The sequence below is a fragment of the Sulfurimonas sp. genome, assembly GCF_041563495.1.
Classification (GTDB): domain Bacteria; phylum Campylobacterota; class Campylobacteria; order Campylobacterales; family Sulfurimonadaceae; genus Sulfurimonas.
On the sequence record NZ_JBFFMZ010000001.1, the window covers coordinates 247,378 to 266,480 of the forward strand.

The 19,103-nt window shown below is 34.7% G+C and carries 17 protein-coding genes and 1 riboswitch; of the genes, 15 read left to right on the plus strand and 2 right to left on the minus strand.

Annotated elements, in window-relative coordinates:
* Both ABYK18_RS01160 and ABYK18_RS01165 read left to right on the plus strand, forming a co-directional pair.
* On the plus strand, positions 1-348 hold the full coding sequence (locus ABYK18_RS01160) for a YchJ family protein (RefSeq protein WP_373034730.1): 348 nt from the start codon (positions 1-3) through the stop codon (positions 346-348).
* A 58-nt stretch (positions 349-406) separates the two neighbouring features.
* A complete protein-coding gene (locus tag ABYK18_RS01165) occupies positions 407-913 on the plus strand; it encodes a ferritin (protein ID WP_373034731.1) in 507 nt (168 codons plus the stop codon).
* Positions 914-940: 27 nt separating this feature from the next.
* Here the strand turns inward: ABYK18_RS01165 and ABYK18_RS01170 are convergent, their stop codons facing one another.
* Complete coding sequence (locus ABYK18_RS01170) at positions 941-1,363, minus strand: GNAT family N-acetyltransferase (RefSeq protein ID WP_373034732.1); 423 nt, start codon at positions 1,361-1,363, stop codon at positions 941-943.
* Between the two features lie 159 nt (positions 1,364-1,522).
* A riboswitch (cyclic di-GMP riboswitch) is annotated at positions 1,523-1,613 on the plus strand.
* 55 nt (positions 1,614-1,668) lie between these two features.
* Between ABYK18_RS01170 and ABYK18_RS01175 the strand changes: the two genes are divergently transcribed.
* The 5 genes from ABYK18_RS01175 (at position 1,669) to ABYK18_RS01195 (ending at position 9,091) form a co-directional block, all read left to right on the plus strand.
* Positions 1,669-3,909, plus strand: a complete 2,241-nt coding sequence (locus ABYK18_RS01175; RefSeq protein ID WP_373034733.1) for a nitrate- and nitrite sensing domain-containing protein — start codon at positions 1,669-1,671, stop codon at positions 3,907-3,909.
* Between the two features lie 10 nt (positions 3,910-3,919).
* On the plus strand, positions 3,920-6,187 hold the full coding sequence (locus ABYK18_RS01180; protein ID WP_373034734.1) for a methyl-accepting chemotaxis protein: 2,268 nt from the start codon (positions 3,920-3,922) through the stop codon (positions 6,185-6,187).
* Positions 6,188-6,296: 109 nt separating this feature from the next.
* On the plus strand, positions 6,297-7,904 hold the full coding sequence (locus tag ABYK18_RS01185) for an ABC-F family ATP-binding cassette domain-containing protein (protein WP_373034735.1): 1,608 nt from the start codon (positions 6,297-6,299) through the stop codon (positions 7,902-7,904).
* Positions 7,891-8,742: a DUF5718 family protein gene (locus ABYK18_RS01190; protein ID WP_373034736.1), complete on the plus strand. Its 852-nt coding sequence runs from the start codon at positions 7,891-7,893 to the stop codon at positions 8,740-8,742. The genes ABYK18_RS01185 and ABYK18_RS01190 overlap by 14 nt, the downstream gene beginning before the upstream one ends.
* Positions 8,717-9,091: a translation initiation factor gene (locus ABYK18_RS01195; protein WP_373034738.1), complete on the plus strand. Its 375-nt coding sequence runs from the start codon at positions 8,717-8,719 to the stop codon at positions 9,089-9,091. The genes ABYK18_RS01190 and ABYK18_RS01195 overlap by 26 nt, the downstream gene beginning before the upstream one ends.
* Here ABYK18_RS01195 and ABYK18_RS01200 read toward each other — a convergent pair.
* The gene (locus ABYK18_RS01200) at positions 9,088-10,344 is read right to left on the minus strand and encodes a diguanylate cyclase (RefSeq protein WP_373034739.1); all 1,257 of its coding nucleotides are present in this window, start codon (positions 10,342-10,344) and stop codon (positions 9,088-9,090) included. The two genes, ABYK18_RS01195 and ABYK18_RS01200, sit on opposite strands and share 4 nt — an antisense overlap.
* A gap of 222 nt (positions 10,345-10,566) precedes the next feature.
* On the opposite strand from ABYK18_RS01200, the gene ABYK18_RS01205 reads away from it, so the two are divergent.
* The 8 genes from ABYK18_RS01205 to ABYK18_RS01240 all read left to right on the plus strand — a co-directional run bounded on the left by ABYK18_RS01205 (position 10,567) and on the right by ABYK18_RS01240 (position 19,097).
* Entirely contained in the window at positions 10,567-11,238 is a 672-nt protein-coding gene (locus tag ABYK18_RS01205; protein ID WP_373034740.1) for a Crp/Fnr family transcriptional regulator, read from the plus strand.
* The gene (locus ABYK18_RS01210) at positions 11,235-12,245 is read left to right on the plus strand and encodes a type IV pili methyl-accepting chemotaxis transducer N-terminal domain-containing protein (protein ID WP_373034741.1); all 1,011 of its coding nucleotides are present in this window, start codon (positions 11,235-11,237) and stop codon (positions 12,243-12,245) included. Before ABYK18_RS01205 ends, ABYK18_RS01210 begins: the two co-directional genes overlap by 4 nt.
* Positions 12,246-12,449: 204 nt before the next feature.
* Positions 12,450-15,269 carry a nitrate reductase catalytic subunit NapA gene (gene napA, locus ABYK18_RS01215; RefSeq protein ID WP_373034742.1) on the plus strand — a complete coding sequence of 940 codons (2,820 nt, stop codon included), beginning with the start codon at positions 12,450-12,452 and terminating at the stop codon, positions 15,267-15,269.
* A gap of 33 nt (positions 15,270-15,302) precedes the next feature.
* Entirely contained in the window at positions 15,303-16,115 is an 813-nt protein-coding gene (gene napG, locus ABYK18_RS01220) for a ferredoxin-type protein NapG (RefSeq protein ID WP_373034743.1), read from the plus strand.
* Entirely contained in the window at positions 16,115-16,942 is an 828-nt protein-coding gene (napH, locus tag ABYK18_RS01225) for a quinol dehydrogenase ferredoxin subunit NapH (protein ID WP_373034744.1), read from the plus strand. Before napG ends, napH begins: the two co-directional genes overlap by 1 nt.
* 2 nt (positions 16,943-16,944) lie before the next feature.
* Positions 16,945-17,649: a nitrate reductase cytochrome c-type subunit gene (locus ABYK18_RS01230; protein WP_373034745.1), complete on the plus strand. Its 705-nt coding sequence runs from the start codon at positions 16,945-16,947 to the stop codon at positions 17,647-17,649.
* Positions 17,649-18,146, plus strand: a complete 498-nt coding sequence (locus tag ABYK18_RS01235; protein ID WP_373034746.1) for a ferredoxin-type protein NapF — start codon at positions 17,649-17,651, stop codon at positions 18,144-18,146. Before ABYK18_RS01230 ends, ABYK18_RS01235 begins: the two co-directional genes overlap by 1 nt.
* On the plus strand, positions 18,147-19,097 hold the full coding sequence (locus tag ABYK18_RS01240) for a WD40 repeat domain-containing protein (protein ID WP_373034748.1): 951 nt from the start codon (positions 18,147-18,149) through the stop codon (positions 19,095-19,097). It begins immediately after the preceding gene.
* Positions 19,098-19,103 lie beyond the last annotated feature (6 nt).

Here is a 19,103-nt window from a genome sequence, read left to right on the forward strand (position 1 = left end):
ATGACAGAGTGCGAAGAGTTGATGAGAAGCAGATATGACGCTTTTAAGCGAGAAGACTGGGTTTATTTAGCCCAGACTTCTGTACATCAGACTATTGAAGAACTAAGTTATTCAACTCCAATACAATGGCTGAAACTGGATGTACTTGATGCTTATGAGAATATAGTTGAATTTAAAGCTTACTATAGAGAAAACACTAAGATAAGTGTTTTGCATGAAAAAAGCAGTTTTATTGAAGATAACGGCATATGGAAATATCTTGATGGAGAACTTTTTAATACCAAAATAGAGAGAAATAAACCTTGTCCATGCGGCAGCGGTAAAAAATTTAAAAAATGTTGCGGATAAAAAATTTATATTGGATTAATACTCTTTAGCTTAAAATAAATAAACAGAGGAGTCTACCATGTTATCAAAGAAAATACAAAAGAGTTTATCTGCTCAACTCAACCATGAATTTTATTCTGCATATCTGTATCTAGCGATGTCTGCATATTGCAGTCAATCAGACTTTAAGGGTGTTGCGAGCTGGCTTAAAATGCAATATGAAGAAGAGCACATGCATGCAACTAAGATATATAACTATTTAATCGAACAAGGCGCTCAAGTCTCTCTAATAGAAATTGCTAAACCACCTAAAAATTTTGGAACTATTTTAAATGTTTTTCAGATGAGTTTAAAACATGAACAGATGATGACATCTAAATTGAACGAACTTAGTAATTTGGCTTTAAAAGAAAAAGATCACGCTACTTATAATCTGCTCCAATGGTTTGTTAATGAACAAGTTGAAGAAGAGTCTTCAGTCTCTGAAATCATATCTAAAATAAAACTTGTAAATGGTGATGGCTATGGATTGTTGATGATAGACAATGAACTCAATCAAAGGTCTAGTCCTGCACCTATAAAGTGATTTTTAACGTAGATTGTATGCTTATAATTACTTAATAATATTCTTTAGAAAAACAAAACTTTTCTTCTTAAAGCCATATTTTTCATAAAATATGTGTGCTTTTTCTTTCTCAAACCCTGATGATAATACTATATTCTCACACATACATGTCTTTGCATAATCTTGCAGAAAATCAAGCATCATATTTCCATAACCTTTACCTCTTGATTTCTCATCAGTAACCAAATCAAAAATATAAAGATGCCTTTTGTGATAAAGGTTTGTTTGAACAGCAACACCGGCATATGCAATAAGTTCCTCAGCCTCCATAATCCCAAACATCTTATATTCCATATGTCTCATGTCATATATCAAATCTTCAAACTCTTGATATGTCAACTCAAGTCTAAGCTGTTTTACCACATCATAAGCTGTATATAACTCTTTTAAATCCAATTCTCTTATCTGCATATTTTTTTATTATTCCAATCCATAACATTTTCTCACCTACATGATTTGCATATTATAACGTATACTAAAAAACAATACTAAAAATACACTTAAACAAATAACAAATACTAATATATTAAAAAATAATTAAACTTTAAAGAAACTTCTATTACAATCGTGAAATATGAAAGCCAAACTTATTGTGAAATAAGGACGGAAAGCTGTGAGTCTTAATTTTTTGCATTGAAATTAAGATTGTCTAGTTGCACTTCTTCCCCTCTTCTTTTTTTACTTGGCGTCTGGCTCCAAAATAAAAAGGATACAAAATGATCGACAACATGACCATCAGAGCCAAGCTTATTTTTTTAAGTATTGTAGTTTTATCCGTTATAACTTTATTTTCTGTAAAAAATGCTTATGACACTTGGAGTGAACATGAAAACATCAAACAGACAGCCTCTCTCATAAAGCTTTCAGTAAAGATGAGTGCAGTTTTACACGAATTGCAAAAAGAGCGTGGAGCAAGTGCGGGATTTTTGGGCTCTAAAGGCACCAAATTTGTAGATATCCTTCCAAAGCAGCATGCTTCCAGTGATATAAAGATTAAAGAGCTTAGAGCTTATATCAATCAAAACCCTTCAGCAGCAACAGACAAAGTCAGCAAAGAAATAGATTTAGACGCTGTGCCACCTATGAGGACAAGAGTTAAGTCTCAGACTGCCGAGGTTAAAGATGCAGTAAAGTTCTACACCGGTTTAAATAAAAAAATCATAGATACAATCTCCCACTTCTCTACAATACCTGAAGATGCCGACTTAAGAACAAACTTCAACAGTTTTGTCGTTTTCATCAGTTCTAAAGAGAGAGCAGGAATAGAGCGTGCAGTATTATCCAGTGTTTTTGCAAAAGATACTTTTACCAGAGCGACTTCTGCAAAGTTTGCTTCTTTGGTATCAGAACAAAAAGCACTGACAAATCTTTTTATGCATACTGCAAACAGCGATATGCAAGATGCATATAATAAGACAAAAGCCGACAGTTCATTTGCAGAAGTAGACAAATTTAGAGAAATAGCATCTTCAAAAGAAAACAATTTCGGAGTAGATGCTACTATATGGTTTAAGACAATCACTAAAAAGATCAATAAACTAAAAAAGTTTGAAGACACTTTGTCAAAATACACCCTAAATATGGCAGACAGTATGGTTTCTTCATCATTTATGTCACTTCTCTTTGTATCTATCCTATCCGCTCTTGTAATATTATTTGGTATGTATCTCACAAGAAATGTATCTAACGGAATTACAAATTCTATCTACAGGTTTAAAGAAATCATAGGAGGTATCACAGCAAATGGTGATTTATCTGTCGCTGTCGATAGAAGAGCCGTTGTGCGAAATGAGATGGATGAAATCACACTCTTACTGGCAACTCTTGTAAACTTGGTAAAAGATTTAACTGCAAGAATTAACACTTCAGTTCACAAAGCCTCTCAAGGAGATTTTACGTACAATCTTAGCTGTGATGGTTTAAATGGTGATTTTGCTGAAGCGATACGTAATGTTCAAGACGGAATAAACGCTATGAAGTCATCCCATGAGAAGCAGACATTTATCAACTTCAGTTCAAACGTCAGAGCAGTAGGCAGTGTCGGTGATGGTTTAGGACTTATTCAAGGTGAGATGACCGACGTAATCCAAGAACTTGGCGAAGTTCAAGCTACAACTAAACAGACAGCACAGACATCAAATGAATCAATGAATGCGGTAGAAAATATTTTACAAAAACTTCAAACACTTGTTGAGCATATAAGCGATAGTAATTCCTCTATTGAGGGTCTTAATGACAAGACAAATGAGATTACTTCTGTTGTTGATTTAATTAAGGATATTGCAGAACAAACTAACCTTCTTGCTCTAAATGCAGCTATTGAAGCAGCAAGAGCAGGAGAGCATGGACGCGGATTTGCGGTTGTTGCGGATGAAGTTCGTAAATTAGCTGAGAGAACTCAAAAAGCAACTAGCGAAATAACCATATCTATCAACTCTATGAAACAAGAGTCTAGTATTATTCTTGATAAATCAGAAACGATGACATCTCTTGCAGATGAAGCTTCTTCATCAATCGATGACTTCAACACAACTATGAGCGGAATGAATCAGGATGCGGTCAATATGGCAGGAGTAATCAACGATATGGAAAATAAAGTCTTTATTGTTTTAGCTAAAATCGACCATATAATATATAAAGCAAATGCTTATGATTCTATCATAACAGCTGATAACAGCAAGTCTTTTGGCTCACATACAGAGTGCAGACTTGGAAAATGGTATGAAAATCAAGGTAAAGAGAGATTTGGAAATACAGATGCCTACAAATCTGCTGCTGCTCCGCATAAAGCAGTTCATGATAATGTTAGAAATACCATTGCTTTTTTTGAAAAAGAAGATAAAAGAATAGAAAATGAAGATCAGATTGTTAAAAACTTGAAAACTATGGAAGCAAATAGTGACAAACTCTTTGTTTATCTGAATGAAATGTTGCTACAATATCATTACAACAATTAAAGGATAAATTTTGAATGTAAAAAGTATCAAGTTTAAAGTTATTGCATTGATGGCTGTTTCACTACTTGTCATGGCTATTAGTATTATGACTATATCTATCAGTAGAGCTTCAGACTCACTAGTCAAAAGTAATATGGCTCTTTTGGACGCCGTAAAAGAGTCAAAAAAAGAACATATTATCGACTTTGCTAACTCTATAGAAAACTTATTACGTTCAAGAACTGCAGATTCAGCGACAGTTCAGGCAATGTGGGCATTAGATGAGGGCTTTCAAGAGTTAGAAGAGATGCAAGAAGTATCACAAGACGAAATAAAAGCGGCACTTATCAAACACTATGAAAATGAGTATATCAACAAAATCAACTTTAATATAAAAGGCGTAAAACCAAAAAAATCCGCCGAAGAATATTTGCCTAAAAGTCTAAATGCTCAAATAGCCCAATATTTATACATTGTAGAAAATGAAAGTAAAGTTGGAGAAAAAGACCAGCTGGTAATGAGTAAAAAGCATAAAGAAGAGTACTCAACAAATCATGTTCAAGTGCATCCTACATATAAACAAATACTTGACAACTATGGTCTTTATGATATCTTCATAGTAAATAGCGACGGTGATGTTGTCTACTCTGTCTCTAAAGAAAAAGACTTTGGCACAAACTTACTAAATGGTATATACGCCGACTCAGGGTTGGCAGAAGCATTTAAAAAAGCTTCAAAAATAAAAAAAGGCGACGTAGCCTTTGCTGATTTTAGACCTTATGAACCAAGCTACAATGAGCCATCAATGTTTTTAGCTTCACCTCTTTTTTTCAGAGATGGATTTGAAGGAGCTGTAATCTTTCAACTTCCTAAGGACAAAATTAACAGTGTAATGAACTTTCATGGAGATTTTCAAAAAGCTGGGCTTGGAGAGACTGGTATAGCTTCTCTTATTTCACTTGATGGAAATATGAAAAATGACAGTCGTTTCCTAAACGATATGAATGATCCTGACATAAAAGCGGCAGGGACTACAATATCTGTTCTTAAAATTCACTCAGAATCTGCCGATGCACTCAAAAGAGGAGAAACTGGATCAATGATAACTGAAGATTACAGAGGTATAAAAGTTTTAAGTTCATTTACTCCTGTAAAAGTTTTTGGTGAATCATGGGGTATCCTTGTAGAGATTGACGAATCAGAAGTATTAAAAAATGTAAATGAAACAAGAAATGTGATTGTCGGCATCTCCATCGCTATGATGGGTGTCCTTCTTCTCATAAGCATCTTGTCTGTGCAAAAAGTAATTATATCAAAACTCAATACCCTTCAAGATGCCTCATATAACTTAGCTAAGGGAGAAGGTGATTTAACAAGTCAGATCATTGTCCCAAAAGGTGATGAGATTTCTGAAGTTGCTCTAAATATTAATGCTTTTATAGATAAAGTCCGCGTAACGGTATCTGAAGCAAAAACTTCATCATCTCAAAATACAGATATCTCCCAAACACTCTCGGACACTTCTTCAAATATGAAGGAAAAAGCACAAGAAGAGAGTGAGCTTGTAAATAAAGTTTCACTTGAAGGTAAAGACCTTCAAAATGTTCTAAGCAGTTCAATAGAACAGGCAAAAATAACCAAAGAAGATATTAACACTGTAGGTAATATCCTAAAAGGTGCGAACCAACAGATAGTTCACTTAGCGACTGAGATTCAACAACGGGCTGAGGATGAATTAGAGCTATCTCATAAGCTGGAACAACTTAGCGCAGATGCAACTCAAGTTAAAGATGTTCTCGTAGTTATATCAGACATTGCAGACCAAACAAATCTTCTTGCTCTTAATGCGGCAATCGAAGCCGCTCGTGCAGGTGAGCATGGACGCGGTTTTGCCGTAGTTGCCGATGAAGTGCGTAAACTTGCGGAGAGAACTCAAAAATCACTATCTGAAATAAACGCTACTATTAGTGTGATTGTTCAATCTGTTATAGATGCCAGTGATAATATCTCAAGAAATGCCAAAGCAATTGAGAAATTATCCACAGATGCAGGCAATACCGAGAATGAAATCAATACCAGTATGGAATCAATTGAACGTTCTATTGTTCAAGTAGATGAGACGGTAACAGGTTATATCAACAACTCAAAAACTGTTGAGTCTATGATTCATAAAGTGACTGAAATAGAAAAAATCTCTACTCAAAACAAAAAAAGTATGGATGATATTTCTAATGCTTCATCTAAGCTAACGCAAATGACAATAAATCTAAACAATATGCTAAAAGGTTATAAAACTTAACTTAAAATAATCATATTTTAAATAACTTTTAGATATAATCCGCGAAAAATAGCTGAAACATTCTGCAAAGTAGAATGTTTTTTAGCAAATTTATCAAAAAGAATTAATCATGGTAACAGTACAAAACTTAATTATGCGCTTTGGAAATAGAATTCTGTTTCAAGACATTAACCTTAAATTAGACCGTCATAAAAGATACGGTCTTATCGGTGCAAACGGTGCGGGTAAAACAACTTTCCTAAAAATCCTAAGTGGTCAGATCAATGAGTATGAAGGTGATGTAATCATTCCTAAATCAAACAGAGTCGGTGTTCTAGGTCAAAATCAATTTGCTTTTGAAAACTACACGATTATGGATGCTGTTTTATACGGCAATAAAAGACTTTTTGATGCTATAAAAGAAAAAGAAGAACTTTATATGACAGGAGACTTCGAAGATGAAGCAGTAAACAATCGTCTTGCTGATTTAGAAGTTATCTGTGTTGAAGAAGATCCGACTTACGAATATGATGTAAACATTGCTAAAATACTTGAGAATGTCGGTATTCCTGCAGAGCAGCATCAAAATCTTATGAGCACACTAGACTCTGCCGATAAATTTAAAGTTCTTCTAGCTCAAGTTTTATACCCTAAACCTGATGTACTGTTTCTTGATGAGCCTACGAACAACCTTGACATTGAGACTATTAGCTGGCTTGAGCATGAATTACAGCGCCATGAAGGTACTATGGTCGTTATCTCACACGATAGACACTTTCTTAATGCCGTTGTTACAAATATCTTAGACGTTGATTACCAAAAAATTCGTGAGTTCACGGGTAACTATGACGACTGGTACATAGCAGCAAATGTAATAGCAAAACAAAATGAACTTGATAACGCTAAAAAAGAGAAAGAAAAAGAGCAACTTGAAGCTTTCGTTCGCCGTTTCTCTGCAAATGCTTCTAAAGCAAAACAGGCTACATCAAGACAGAAACAACTTGACAAACTTGTCATTGAAGATATTAAACCATCTTCAAGAAGAGACCCGAGTATTGTTTTTAAACCAAAAAGAGTCATGGGTGATGAAGCTCTACATATTATTGGTGTGAACCATACTTATCCTGATGGCAATGAAGTTCTTAAAGATATAAACCTTAAATTTGAGCCGGGTGAAAAAGTGGCTCTTATCGGACCAAACGGTGCCGGTAAGACAACTCTTATTAAAATCATTATGGAAGAGATGAAACCTACTTCTGGAGAAATCCACTGGGGTGCTACTATTGAAAACTCTTACTTTCCTCAAGATACAGCTGATACAATCAATGGAGACGGTACTCTTTATGACTGGTTAAGAGCTTTTGATCCTAAACGTGATATTGCAGAAATCAGAAACTGTCTTGGTCGTATGCTATTTAATGGTGAGCAACAAGAGAAATCCGTAGTTAATATCTCCGGTGGTGAAAAACACAGAATGATGCTATCAAAAATGATGCTGGAGGGTGGAAACTTTTTAGTTTTGGATGAGCCTTCAAATCACCTTGACTTGGAAGCTATTGTTGCACTGGGTGAAGCTCTTTTAGAATTTAAAGGAAATGTTATCTGTGTATCTCATGACCGTGAGCTTTTAGATGCATTTGCAAGTCGCATTATCGAGATTCATGCCGATGGCAGCGTTACAGACTTCAAAGGTAGTTACGAAGAATACGCTGAGGCAAAAGAAAATGGCAAAATATAAAAAATTTCTTGGCTTAGGCATTGCCGGAAACTTCGCTCTTCATCTGGCGCAAGCCGGTGAACTGGAAGATTTTAAAGATATAATCACGGCAGATGAAGCAGCACCAAAAGGGATGTTCCCTTTTTATTTACCTACTCCTACTGACATAGATAGTGGATTAGTGTTACACGCAAAAGATATCTTACGCACTTACCCACTATCTACTTCACATATCAAACTTCCAAAGGAAGATGTGAATGTTCAAGCTGAACCGGAAGTGGGACTTATTTGTGACCTAGAGTACAAAGCCGGAAGATTAAGTAAGATAATTCCAACTTACTTTGGTGCATACAACGACTGCTCTATTAGGGTTGCAGGAGCCAGCAAAATCAGTGATAAGAAAAACTGGGGCGAAGATTCAAAAGGTATTAGCAATACTCTTATAAAAATAGACAAGTTTGAAAATGGCGGAATAATGGATTCTTATTCTATCTGCAGTTTTCTCCGCCGTAATGGAGAATTACATGCTTACGGAGAAGATGTGGAGCTAACTGGTTACAGCTATTTCTACGACAAACTGCTTGACTGGATGACCAACCAGATAAATGTTCAAGAAGACTTTGGACCCTTAGAACCGTTAAGTGAATATATTGCTGCTTGTTCAAATCCCAAAGAAGCCATTATTAGTATAGGTGCTACAAGATATACGGAGTACGGCGAAAATACATTTTTACAAAAAGGCGATGAAGTAATAATCGCACTTTATAATAGAAATGATTTTTCATCAGAAGAAGCCATTCAAAACATAACAAAAAACTCATATGACAAGATGAGTGTACTGGCTCAAAAAGTCTTCTAAAACCATGAGCAGAGGTCAAAAACTAGATATTTTTATAGGTGCAGACATTGAAGATGGTTGGGCCGAGGTTCAAACTCCTCGTAAATCTAAAATATCTAATGAAATCATTGATCCCTCAAAACATTTTCTTATCTTTAAAAAAGAAAAAAGACGAGGTAAAACCGTAACATTGGTCGGTGAGTTTCAAACACCAAAAGAAGATACTACGGCTATATTAAAACTCCTAAAAAAGAAACTTGGCTGTGGTGGAGCTTTTAAAGATGGATGGATGGAATTTCAAGGTGAACTAAAAGACAAGCTGAGAGAACTCTTACTAAACGAAGGTTTCAGATTTAAACACGGGCACTAAGCTCCTATTTCTTCTGTATGTTTTATGGTTGTTTCACTCACATTTGTAGTTATGCTATAACCGTTTCTTCCACCCTCTTTAGCCTTATACAGCATCTCATCTGCACGACTTATTAATACCTCTTCATTGAGTGCTTCATCAGCTATACAGCATACAACACCTATGGATATAGTAAGAAATTCATGAACATTGCTCGACTCATGTTTTATTTCTCTTAACCGTACAGCATCACAAATCTCACGCGCTAATCTTGCACTGTTTGATTCATCAGTATCTATAAGGATAACACCAAACTCTTCTCCACCTAGTCTAAATACATGATCACTAGGTCTTTTTAAAGAATCTTTTAAAACTTTGGCAACACTACGAAGTGCGAAGTCTCCTTCTATATGTCCATAAGTGTCGTTATATTGTTTGAAAAAATCTATATCTAACATCATAAAAGTTATATAAGATTTTGTGCGCTTTGCACGTTTAAGTTCTCTATCGTATATAAAGTTAAAATATCTTCTATTGTGCAGCGATGTCAATGCATCCGTATAAGAAACATTTTCAAGCTTTCGGTTTGCTCTTTTTAATTTTTTTGTTGTTATCTCTAATTTTGTATGATCATTTTGAATACTTTTAAAAACATAATAAGAGATAATCAACACTCCAAAAATAATTAAAGATAAAATAATTCCAACATTTTGAATAATAGAGTCATAAATATTTAAAAAGTTTTTTCTTTCATATTTTGCAATTTCCACTTCATAATTAATCAGCTTTTTCAGTGTTGAATGTATATGCTCAATTTTTTTCTCAAAATTGAGCATAGAAATATTTTTTAAATTATTTCCTCTTACGATACCTTGCAGTATCTCTTGTAAATAATCATTTGTAGCTTTAATCTCTGAAGCTGTATATTGCACATATTGAAGTTCCTCATCTCTTTTAAAGTGCGATTCATAATTTTTCCATTGATAGTTAATCTTCATAAGAGCATTTTCAATTTGCAATGATGTTTGAGATGAGCTAATTTCTAAATTTTTTGCTTTGTATATGGTACTGACTATGTTTCCGTGATATATTTGAAGAATTTCATTTAATTCAATCACCGGGACCAAAGAACCAAAATAAAGAGAGTCCAAGTTTTTTTTCATTGAATTTATGTTTAAATAACCCATAACTCCAACCAATATAAGACCAATCGTTATGAGCATAAAAAGAAATAGCAGTTTACTTCTTAATTTAAGTGCTTCAATAAATTGCATATATCTCCCATCACTTACTACTTATGATTTTTAACAGCAAATCTTATACCATTAATTTTATGCTAAAATACCAGTCAGATTTAAACTAGACACTATTTAAATGGCTAAAAGAATTTTTAAAAGATAATGCCAGTGTTGATAAAATAAGAATGCTTCAAAATATGAAGACAATAAAAGAAGAATATACAGAATTAAAAGAATTTCTAAAAAAGCAGAGTACATATGGTAGATGAGAAACTAGAAGCAATAAAAAAATTAAAGTTCTTTAAATCACTAAATGAAGAACAAATTAATGAAATAAAAGATATCTCAAATATTGTCTCATATCCAAAAGGCTCTATTCTTTACTACGAAAATGACACATATAACAAAATATTTTTTTTAGTTTCAGGTGTTTTAAAAGTATATAAAATAGATAAATTTGAAAATGAAATCTTTCTATATCATATTCATAAAAACTCTCTAATATCTGAACTTACCAGTTTGGAGAATGATTCCATTTACTGTTATTCAAACTCAGAATTTATGGAAGACAGTATTATTATAGAAGTCAACTTTACAGAGTTTAGGAATAGATTTCTAGCAAAAAACATCCTAAACAATGAGTTTATTAACGAAATTTTACTAAAGACTCAACAACTTCATTGTGTAGTCAACAGAGAACTTGTCTTCGACGCAACTGCAAAGGTTGCATTTATGCTTAGTGACGATTTAGAAATGTTCAATTCACTCAAACGACAGGATGTCTCATTTATGCTGCACATTCAACCCGAAACGCTCTCTAGAGTTTTAAAAAAATTAAAAAGAAGTCATATCATAGAAGTAGAGAATTCAAACGTCTCTATACTTGATCAAGAATTGTTAAATAATATATTTAGAGGAGAGCAATTATGAAAAAAGCCACAAGTATAAGTACAAAAATAAAAGTACTAGGTGCTCTTTTAATAGCATTAATGCTGAGCGTAATTGCTACAACTATATACCTTAACCAGCAAAATGAAAAAGATGCTCTTGTCATTAACATTGCAGGTAAACAAAGAATGTTAACCCAAAAAATGTCAAAAAATGTTTTTTATATACACTATAGCTCTAATAAAGATTTTTATGAATTAAATGAGGCTATTGATGAGTTTATAAAAGGATTAAATACTTTAAGACACGGTGACTCAGATAAAAAAATATATCCAGTTCCGACATATGAGATATCTCTGCAGCAAATAGAGATAAGCAAACTTTGGGAAAGCTTTTATGAAAATATTCAAAACTTTAAGCTTTTTACTAATTCTAATGTAAAAAGAGAGGCAGAACTTGAAGCAATTGTCACTGCAATATATAGAGACAACACTATATTATTAGACAATGTAGACAAGTTAGTAACAATGTACACTGACTACAGTGAGAAGAAAACAAACTTTATTAAAACATTTCAATATACTTCAGGATTAATATTGCTGATTTTATTTGTATATTCCCTTCTACAACTGCGTTCTATAGAATCACATGTAGATGCATTTATGCAATATTCAAAAATGCTTATAAATAATGAAGATATCACAAAGATAAAACCATTAGAACTTCAAGCAGAAAGTGAGACAGAAATTGTTGCCGTAAGTGATACTATAAACTGTTTTATACAAAAAGTAAATTCCGCTATGGAATACTCTACTGAGGCGTTGCTGCAATCTGAGAGAGCGTCTTCCAAATTAGGCGAGTTGACAGATGAATTTGATTCCATTATTGATGAGTTAAAAGACAAATCAATAGTACATAAACATCTAAACAACAGTGAAGATATCGTTATTGAATCAACAGAAGAATTGATAAATTCAACCAAGAAACTTTCTAATTTGAAATTAGAACTCGAAAAGCTTACTAAAAGCTGTCAAGATAGTAGATTATGATATTTCTTTTAAGTGCTACTTATATTCACGATTTTCATAAATAAAACCAAACTTAATATATTTCTCTAACCATTTGACATAAGTCAAAGATTTTTTTACCCTCAAAGTGATAGTATTAAATCGTTAATGGACACCTTAACAAAAATTGGAATAAAGCAATTTTTGAATTTGCTTCATTTCGAAAATTATCAAACAGGAGAAAATATGTCACTTTCAAGAAGAGAATTTCTTAAAAGTTCAGCGGCAGCATCTGCAGCAGCAGCGATTGGTATGAGTGTACCAGCGGAGCTAGAAGCAGCGGCTAACCAAGCTGAAGGCGGCTGGAGATGGGACAAGGCAGCTTGTCGTTTCTGTGGTACTGGTTGTGGTATCATGATGGCTACTAAGAACGGTAAAATTGTTGCTGTTAAAGGGGACCCTGCGGCTCCAGTTAATAGAGGGCTTAACTGTATTAAAGGTTACTTTAATGCAAAAATTATGTATGGTGCGGACAGACTTACTCAACCATTACTAAGAGTTGATGCAAATGGAAACTTTGACAAAAAAGGTAAATTTGCTCCAATCTCATGGAAAGCAGCTTTTGATATTATGGAAGAAAAAGCTAAAGCAGCTTTCAATGAAAAAGGTCCTGAGGGTGTAGCAGTATTTGCATCTGGACAATATACTGTAATGGAAGGTTATGCAGCTCAAAAAATGATGAAAGCTGGATTCCGTTCTAATGCAATCGACCCTAATGCTCGTCACTGTATGGCATCTGCGGTTGTTGGTTTCTATCAAACATTTGGTATTGATGAGCCGTCAGGTTGTTATGATGATATCGAGCTTACTGATACAATCGTATCTTGGGGTTCAAACATGGCAGAAATGCACCCGATCCTTTGGTCTCGTGTAACTGACAGAAAACTTTCAGACCCTGAAAGAGTAAAAGTTATCTCTATTCAAACTTATACTCATAGAACATCGGATTTAGCTGATACAGAGATTATTTTCTCACCAAATACAGATACTGCTTTATGGAACTATATTGCTAGAGAAATTGTATATAATAATCCAGAAGCTATTGATTGGGATTTCGTAAACAAACATATGGTATTTGCAGCAGCTGCTCCAAACATCGGTTACGGTATGAGAAAATCTAGTGATAAATCAATCAAAGAGGGTAAATATACAGCACTTGAGATGGAAACTATTTCTAAAGAGATGAAAACTATCGTTTCTGAAAAAGAAGCTCCTTCATTAGCACCGTATGGTTACAAAGCTGGAGATGAAATGATTCATAACCAACCGGGCCTTAGACACTGGTTGATTTCATTTGAAGAATATAAAAAATCTTTAGAACCTTTTACACTAGACTATGTAGCTAAAATCTCAAAAGGTGACCCTGATGAAGATCTTGAAGGATTCAAAGCGAAACTTCAACAATTAGCTGATTTATATATTGAAAAAGGTAGAAAAGTAGTATCTTTCTGGACAATGGGTATGAATCAACATACACGTGGTACATGGACAAATACTCTTTCTTACAATGTTCACTTCCTACTAAACAAACAAGCTAAACCAGGTGATGGTGCATTTAGTTTAACTGGTCAGCCTTCTGCTTGTGGTACTGCTCGTGAAGTTGGTACATTTACACACAGACTTCCTGCTGATATGATGGTTAAAAATCCTAAGCACCGTGCGATTGCTGAAAAACAATGGCATTTACCTGCTGGAACACTTAATGGTCAAATGGGACAACACATCATGCGTATCCACCGTGATATCGAAGATGGTCATGTTAAATTTGCATGGGTAAATGTTTGTAATCCTTACCAAGATTCAGCTTCTGCTTCTCACTGGATTAAAGCAGCTCGTGAAATGGATAACTTCATTGTAACTTCTGACGGATACCCAGGTATCTCAGCAAAAGTTTCTGACCTTATCTTACCATCTGCTATGATTTATGAGAAATGGGGTGCTTACGGTAATGCTGAGCGTCGTACACAACACTGGAGACAACAAGTTCTTCCTGTAGGTGACGCAATGTCTGATACATGGCAGTGGGTTGAATTCTCTAAGCGTTTTACAGTTAAAGATCTATGGATGAAAGACGTAAAAGTCGGTTGGGGTAAAAAAGACCTTAAAGCTGTTCCATTAGATAAAATCAAGGCTATGGGATATAATGAAAATACTACAATGTATGAAATTTTATATGCTAATGATAGAGCTAAATCATACAAAATTGATATGAACGATCCTGTACAAGCTGGATATGACAACTCTGAGTGTAATGGCGATAGCCGTGGAGTTATCGGTTCAGACGGTAAAGTATTTACTGGTTACGGTTTCTTCATTCATAAATATCTTTTTGAAGAGTATGCATCATTTACACGTGGTCACGGTCATGACCTTGCACCATTTGATGTATATCACAAAGTTCGTGGTCTTAAATGGCCTGTTGTTGACGGTAAAGAGACTCAATGGAGATTTAACTCTAAGTACGATCCATATGCAGCGAAACAAACTAAAGACACAGGTTACACACATGCATTCTATGGTGGATTCCTTAAAAATTGTCTTCAAGGTGACCTAAACGGTTTTGACAAAAAACTTGGTAAGAAGAAAATACCAAATAAAGCCAAAATCTTTGCTCGTCCGTACATGGATCCACCGGAAATGCCAGATGCTAACTATGACACATGGTTATGTACAGGTCGTGTACTTGAACACTGGCACTCAGGAACTATGACTATGCGTGTACCTGAACTATATCGTGCAGTTCCAGAAGCGTTATGTTATATGCACCCACAAGATGCTAAAGACAAAGGTCTTAAACAAGGTGGTCTTGCATGGGTTGAATCTCGTCGTGGTAAAGTAAAAGCTAGAGTTGAGACTCGTGGTAGAAATAGACCAGCTCGTGGTCTTGTATTTGTTCCATGGTTCGATGAAAAAGTATTTATTAATAAAGTTTGTCTGGATGCGACTTGTCCATTATCAAAACAGACAGACTACAAAAAATGTGCTGTAAAAATTTACAAAGCATAATAAATTTAGATTTCGAGTAAGGAAAGATTCGTTTTGAGCGAAAACAGACCTAAGATAGAAAGAAAAGAACCATTGAGTGATAGAAGAAGATTTATCCTCACTATGGCACGCGGTGTTGGAGTTACAGCACTGGGTGGATTGGTATGGAGTGCATATGTTGATGAAGTTACGGCTTCTCAGCTACTTCTGCGCCCACCGGGAGCCATAAAAGAGAAGGATTTTCTAAAAACGTGTATCAAGTGTGGATTGTGCGTTGAAGCATGTCCATACGATACTCTTTCACTCGCTAAACCAGGTGATAATAAACCTCTAGGAACTCCATATTTTATTCCTAGGGATATTCCCTGTTATATGTGTCCAGATATTCCTTGTGTACCTGTTTGTCCGACAGGTGCACTCGATGAATCTAGTGTTACAACTGATGGAAAGTTAGATATAAATGTGGCCGATATGGGTTTAGCAGTTATAGATGACGAAAGTTGTATAGCTTTTTGGGGAATTCAATGTGATGCATGTTATAGAGCTTGCCCTTTACTAGGTGAAGCCATAACAATTGTATATGAAAAAAATGAAAGAACTGGTAAACATGCTTTTATGAAACCGATTGTTCACAGTAATGTCTGCACAGGATGCGGTCTATGTGAAAAAGCTTGTGTTACAGAAAAGCCGGCTATATTTGTACTTCCTAGAGAAGTTGCAATGGGTAAAACAGGAAATTACTATATAAAAGGTTGGGATAAAAAAGATGAACAGCGTTTGCAAAACGCTAAGGAAATCAAAACTCAGACTAATATAAGTAAAAGAAGTGCTGTTGATTCTTTAAATGATTCGGGAGATTTATACTAATGGCTACGCTATGGAATAATTACCGATATCTTATTTTAAGAAGATTTGTCCAAATAGGTTTACTATTGTTGTATTTTGGAGCGAATCATTGGGGATGGACTATCCTTATGGGGAATCTTAGTTCATCGAACTTGTTAGGTGTCGTACCTTTAAGTGATCCGTATGCTGCATTGCAGATGTTAGCAGCAGGTGCTGTTTTAGCGGCAGATTTACTTATAGGTGTTGCAATTATTGGTATATTTTATCTATTAGTTGGCGGTCGTGTTTTCTGTAGTTGGGTCTGTCCCATAAACATGATAACCGATGCGGCAGCATACCTAAGAAGAGTACTCGATATTGATCGTAACCAAAAGAGACAACCAGCAACTCGCAGTATGAGGTACTGGGTTTTAGTTTTGAGTTTAATAATATCGGCAGCAATGGGCATTACTGCTTTTGAGTTTATTAGTCCAATCTCTATGGTTCATAGAGGGATTATATTTGGTTTAGGATTTGGATGGGCAGCGATGCTCATAATTTTTCTTTTTGACCTTTTTGTGCTTAAAAATGGCTGGTGTGGGCATCTATGTCCTCTTGGTGGTTTTTATTCACTTTTAGGTAAATTTAGTCTGATAAGAGTACAACATACTGTAGAAAATTGTACTGCATGTATGAAATGTAAAACTGTTTGCCCTGAGCGTCAAGTATTACACATGGTAGATAAAGAGAGCCTGCCTGTACTTTCTGGTGAATGTACAAACTGTGCCAGATGTATCGAAGTATGTGATGATAATGCTTTAGGCTTTTCAATCAGAAATCTAGCAAACAACAAAAAAACGGGAGAGTAACAATGAAAACAATGAGTAAGATAACAATTGGTTTAGTTGCTGCGGCACTGCTAATTGTAGGTTGTGGAGAAGGTGGCAAAGCTGCTCCATCTGCAAATGCTAAAGTGGCGCCAACTATTACTGAAGAGTCTTTAGGTCTAAGAAAAACTGACCTATATAGTGAAGATAGTACTTCAGCTGCAAAAACTGAGTATAGAACGAATAGTTGCGGTTCAAATATAAAAATCAAAAGAGCATTCCAAGATGCTCCACCAATGATTCCGCATGATACAACGGGTATGTTACCGATTAAAGTAGGTGACAACCAGTGTACAAGTTGTCACCTACCAGAATTTGCAGCTTCAATGGGAGCTACAGCAATTCCGGTTTCACACTTTACAAACTTTAGACCGACACATAAATTTGACGGTAAACAATTTACTAAGAGTATTGACAATATGAAAAATGAGATGTCTATTAAAGAGACTACTCATCTTCAAGGTGCAAGATTTAACTGTTCACAGTGTCACGCTCCACAATCTCAGGGGAATCTAGCTGTTGAGAATACTTTTGAAGCTAACTATACACGTGCTGATGGTGCTGACAAATCAGGTTGGAGCGGTTCAGCTTTAACTGATCAATTAGATACTATTAAAGGCGAAGGTGGTAAAGTTACTGCAGAAGATATTGCAAACGCAAATTCTCCAGCTGGTACTTTAGCTCACTAATGGAAAGAAGAGAGCTCTTTAGCTCTCTGGCCTCCAAATTAAAAGGTGAAAACCTTAAAAAAGATAGTCCAGAGAGACATATAAGACCGCCATACTATAGTGATGAATCTCTTTTTCTCAATGAGTGTAGTAAGTGTGAAGCAAAATGCGCCACTGTTTGTGAAGAAGAAATAATAAAGATCGCAGATGATCATACCCCATATTTGAACTTTTCAAAAAGTGGTTGTACGTTTTGTGATGAATGCGCAAAAGCTTGCGAGTTTGGAGTTCTCAGCGTAGAGGATATAAGAAATATCAACGCTGAAGTGATTATTTCAAAGAATGAGTGTTTAAGCTGGAATGCGGTAATGTGTTTTTCATGCAAAGACCCTTGCTTGGATAATGCTATTGACTTTAAGGCTATGTTTATGCCTGAAATAAACAGCGACAAATGTACATCTTGTGGATTTTGTCTAAGTAGATGCCCTGCAGCATCCATATATATAAAGGTAACATAAATGATTAAAGTCATACTTTTAACCGTGTTTATAGCGTCTTTTCTTTTTGCAGACATTAAAATGCCCACTAAAGAGTATGTGTCAAGTGGACCTGTTACAGATATAGTTGTTAAAGGTTCTAAACTTTACAGTGCTACAAACGCGAGCTGTGTTGATATTTTTGATCTTAATAGTAAGAAGATTATCGACAAAATTAAAGTTTCCAAAATTAAAGATTTTATGGGTGATGAAGTAGATTCAAAAGTGTATTCAGTTGACGTCTTAGACGATCAGATTCTTCTTCTATCTCAAGCTAAAAGTGGATTTAGAAGAGTTCATATATATAAAGACAAAAAGCTTGAGCTGGTTATCCCATATACTAAAAATCTTACTATTGCAAAAGCTAAATTTTTAGACAAAGAGACTGTTTTACTTGGAATGCTTAGTAATGAACTTATTTCTTATAACTTAAGGACTAAAGCTTATAACTGGATCATACAAGTATCAGGAGCAAAATTTTCAGATTTTGTATTGAATGAAACAAAAGATGTAGTTGTTGTCGCAGATGAGAGTGGAAATCTTAAGGTTCATAGTACAAAAGACGGAAAACTTGTCAAACTTCTTAAAGGTCAAAATTTAGACAATGTTTTTCAAGTTGATTATAAAAATGGAATTATTGCTACGGCAGGACAAGATAGAAGAGTGGTAATTTATGCTTACAAATTCAACTCTGCATATTATAAGTCTTCTGATTTTCTAATTTACAGTGTAGGTTTGTCACCAAGCGGAAAGTTGGTCGCTTATTCAAGTGATGAGAATAATAATATTACGGTTTTTAATACCATTACAAAATCTATAGTTGGTAAATATGGTGGAAACAAAATGACACTTACCAAGATACTCTTTTTAAATGAATATGAGTTTTTAGTTGCAAGTGATAATAAAACCATTAATTTTTACAGTGTAAAATAACAAAAA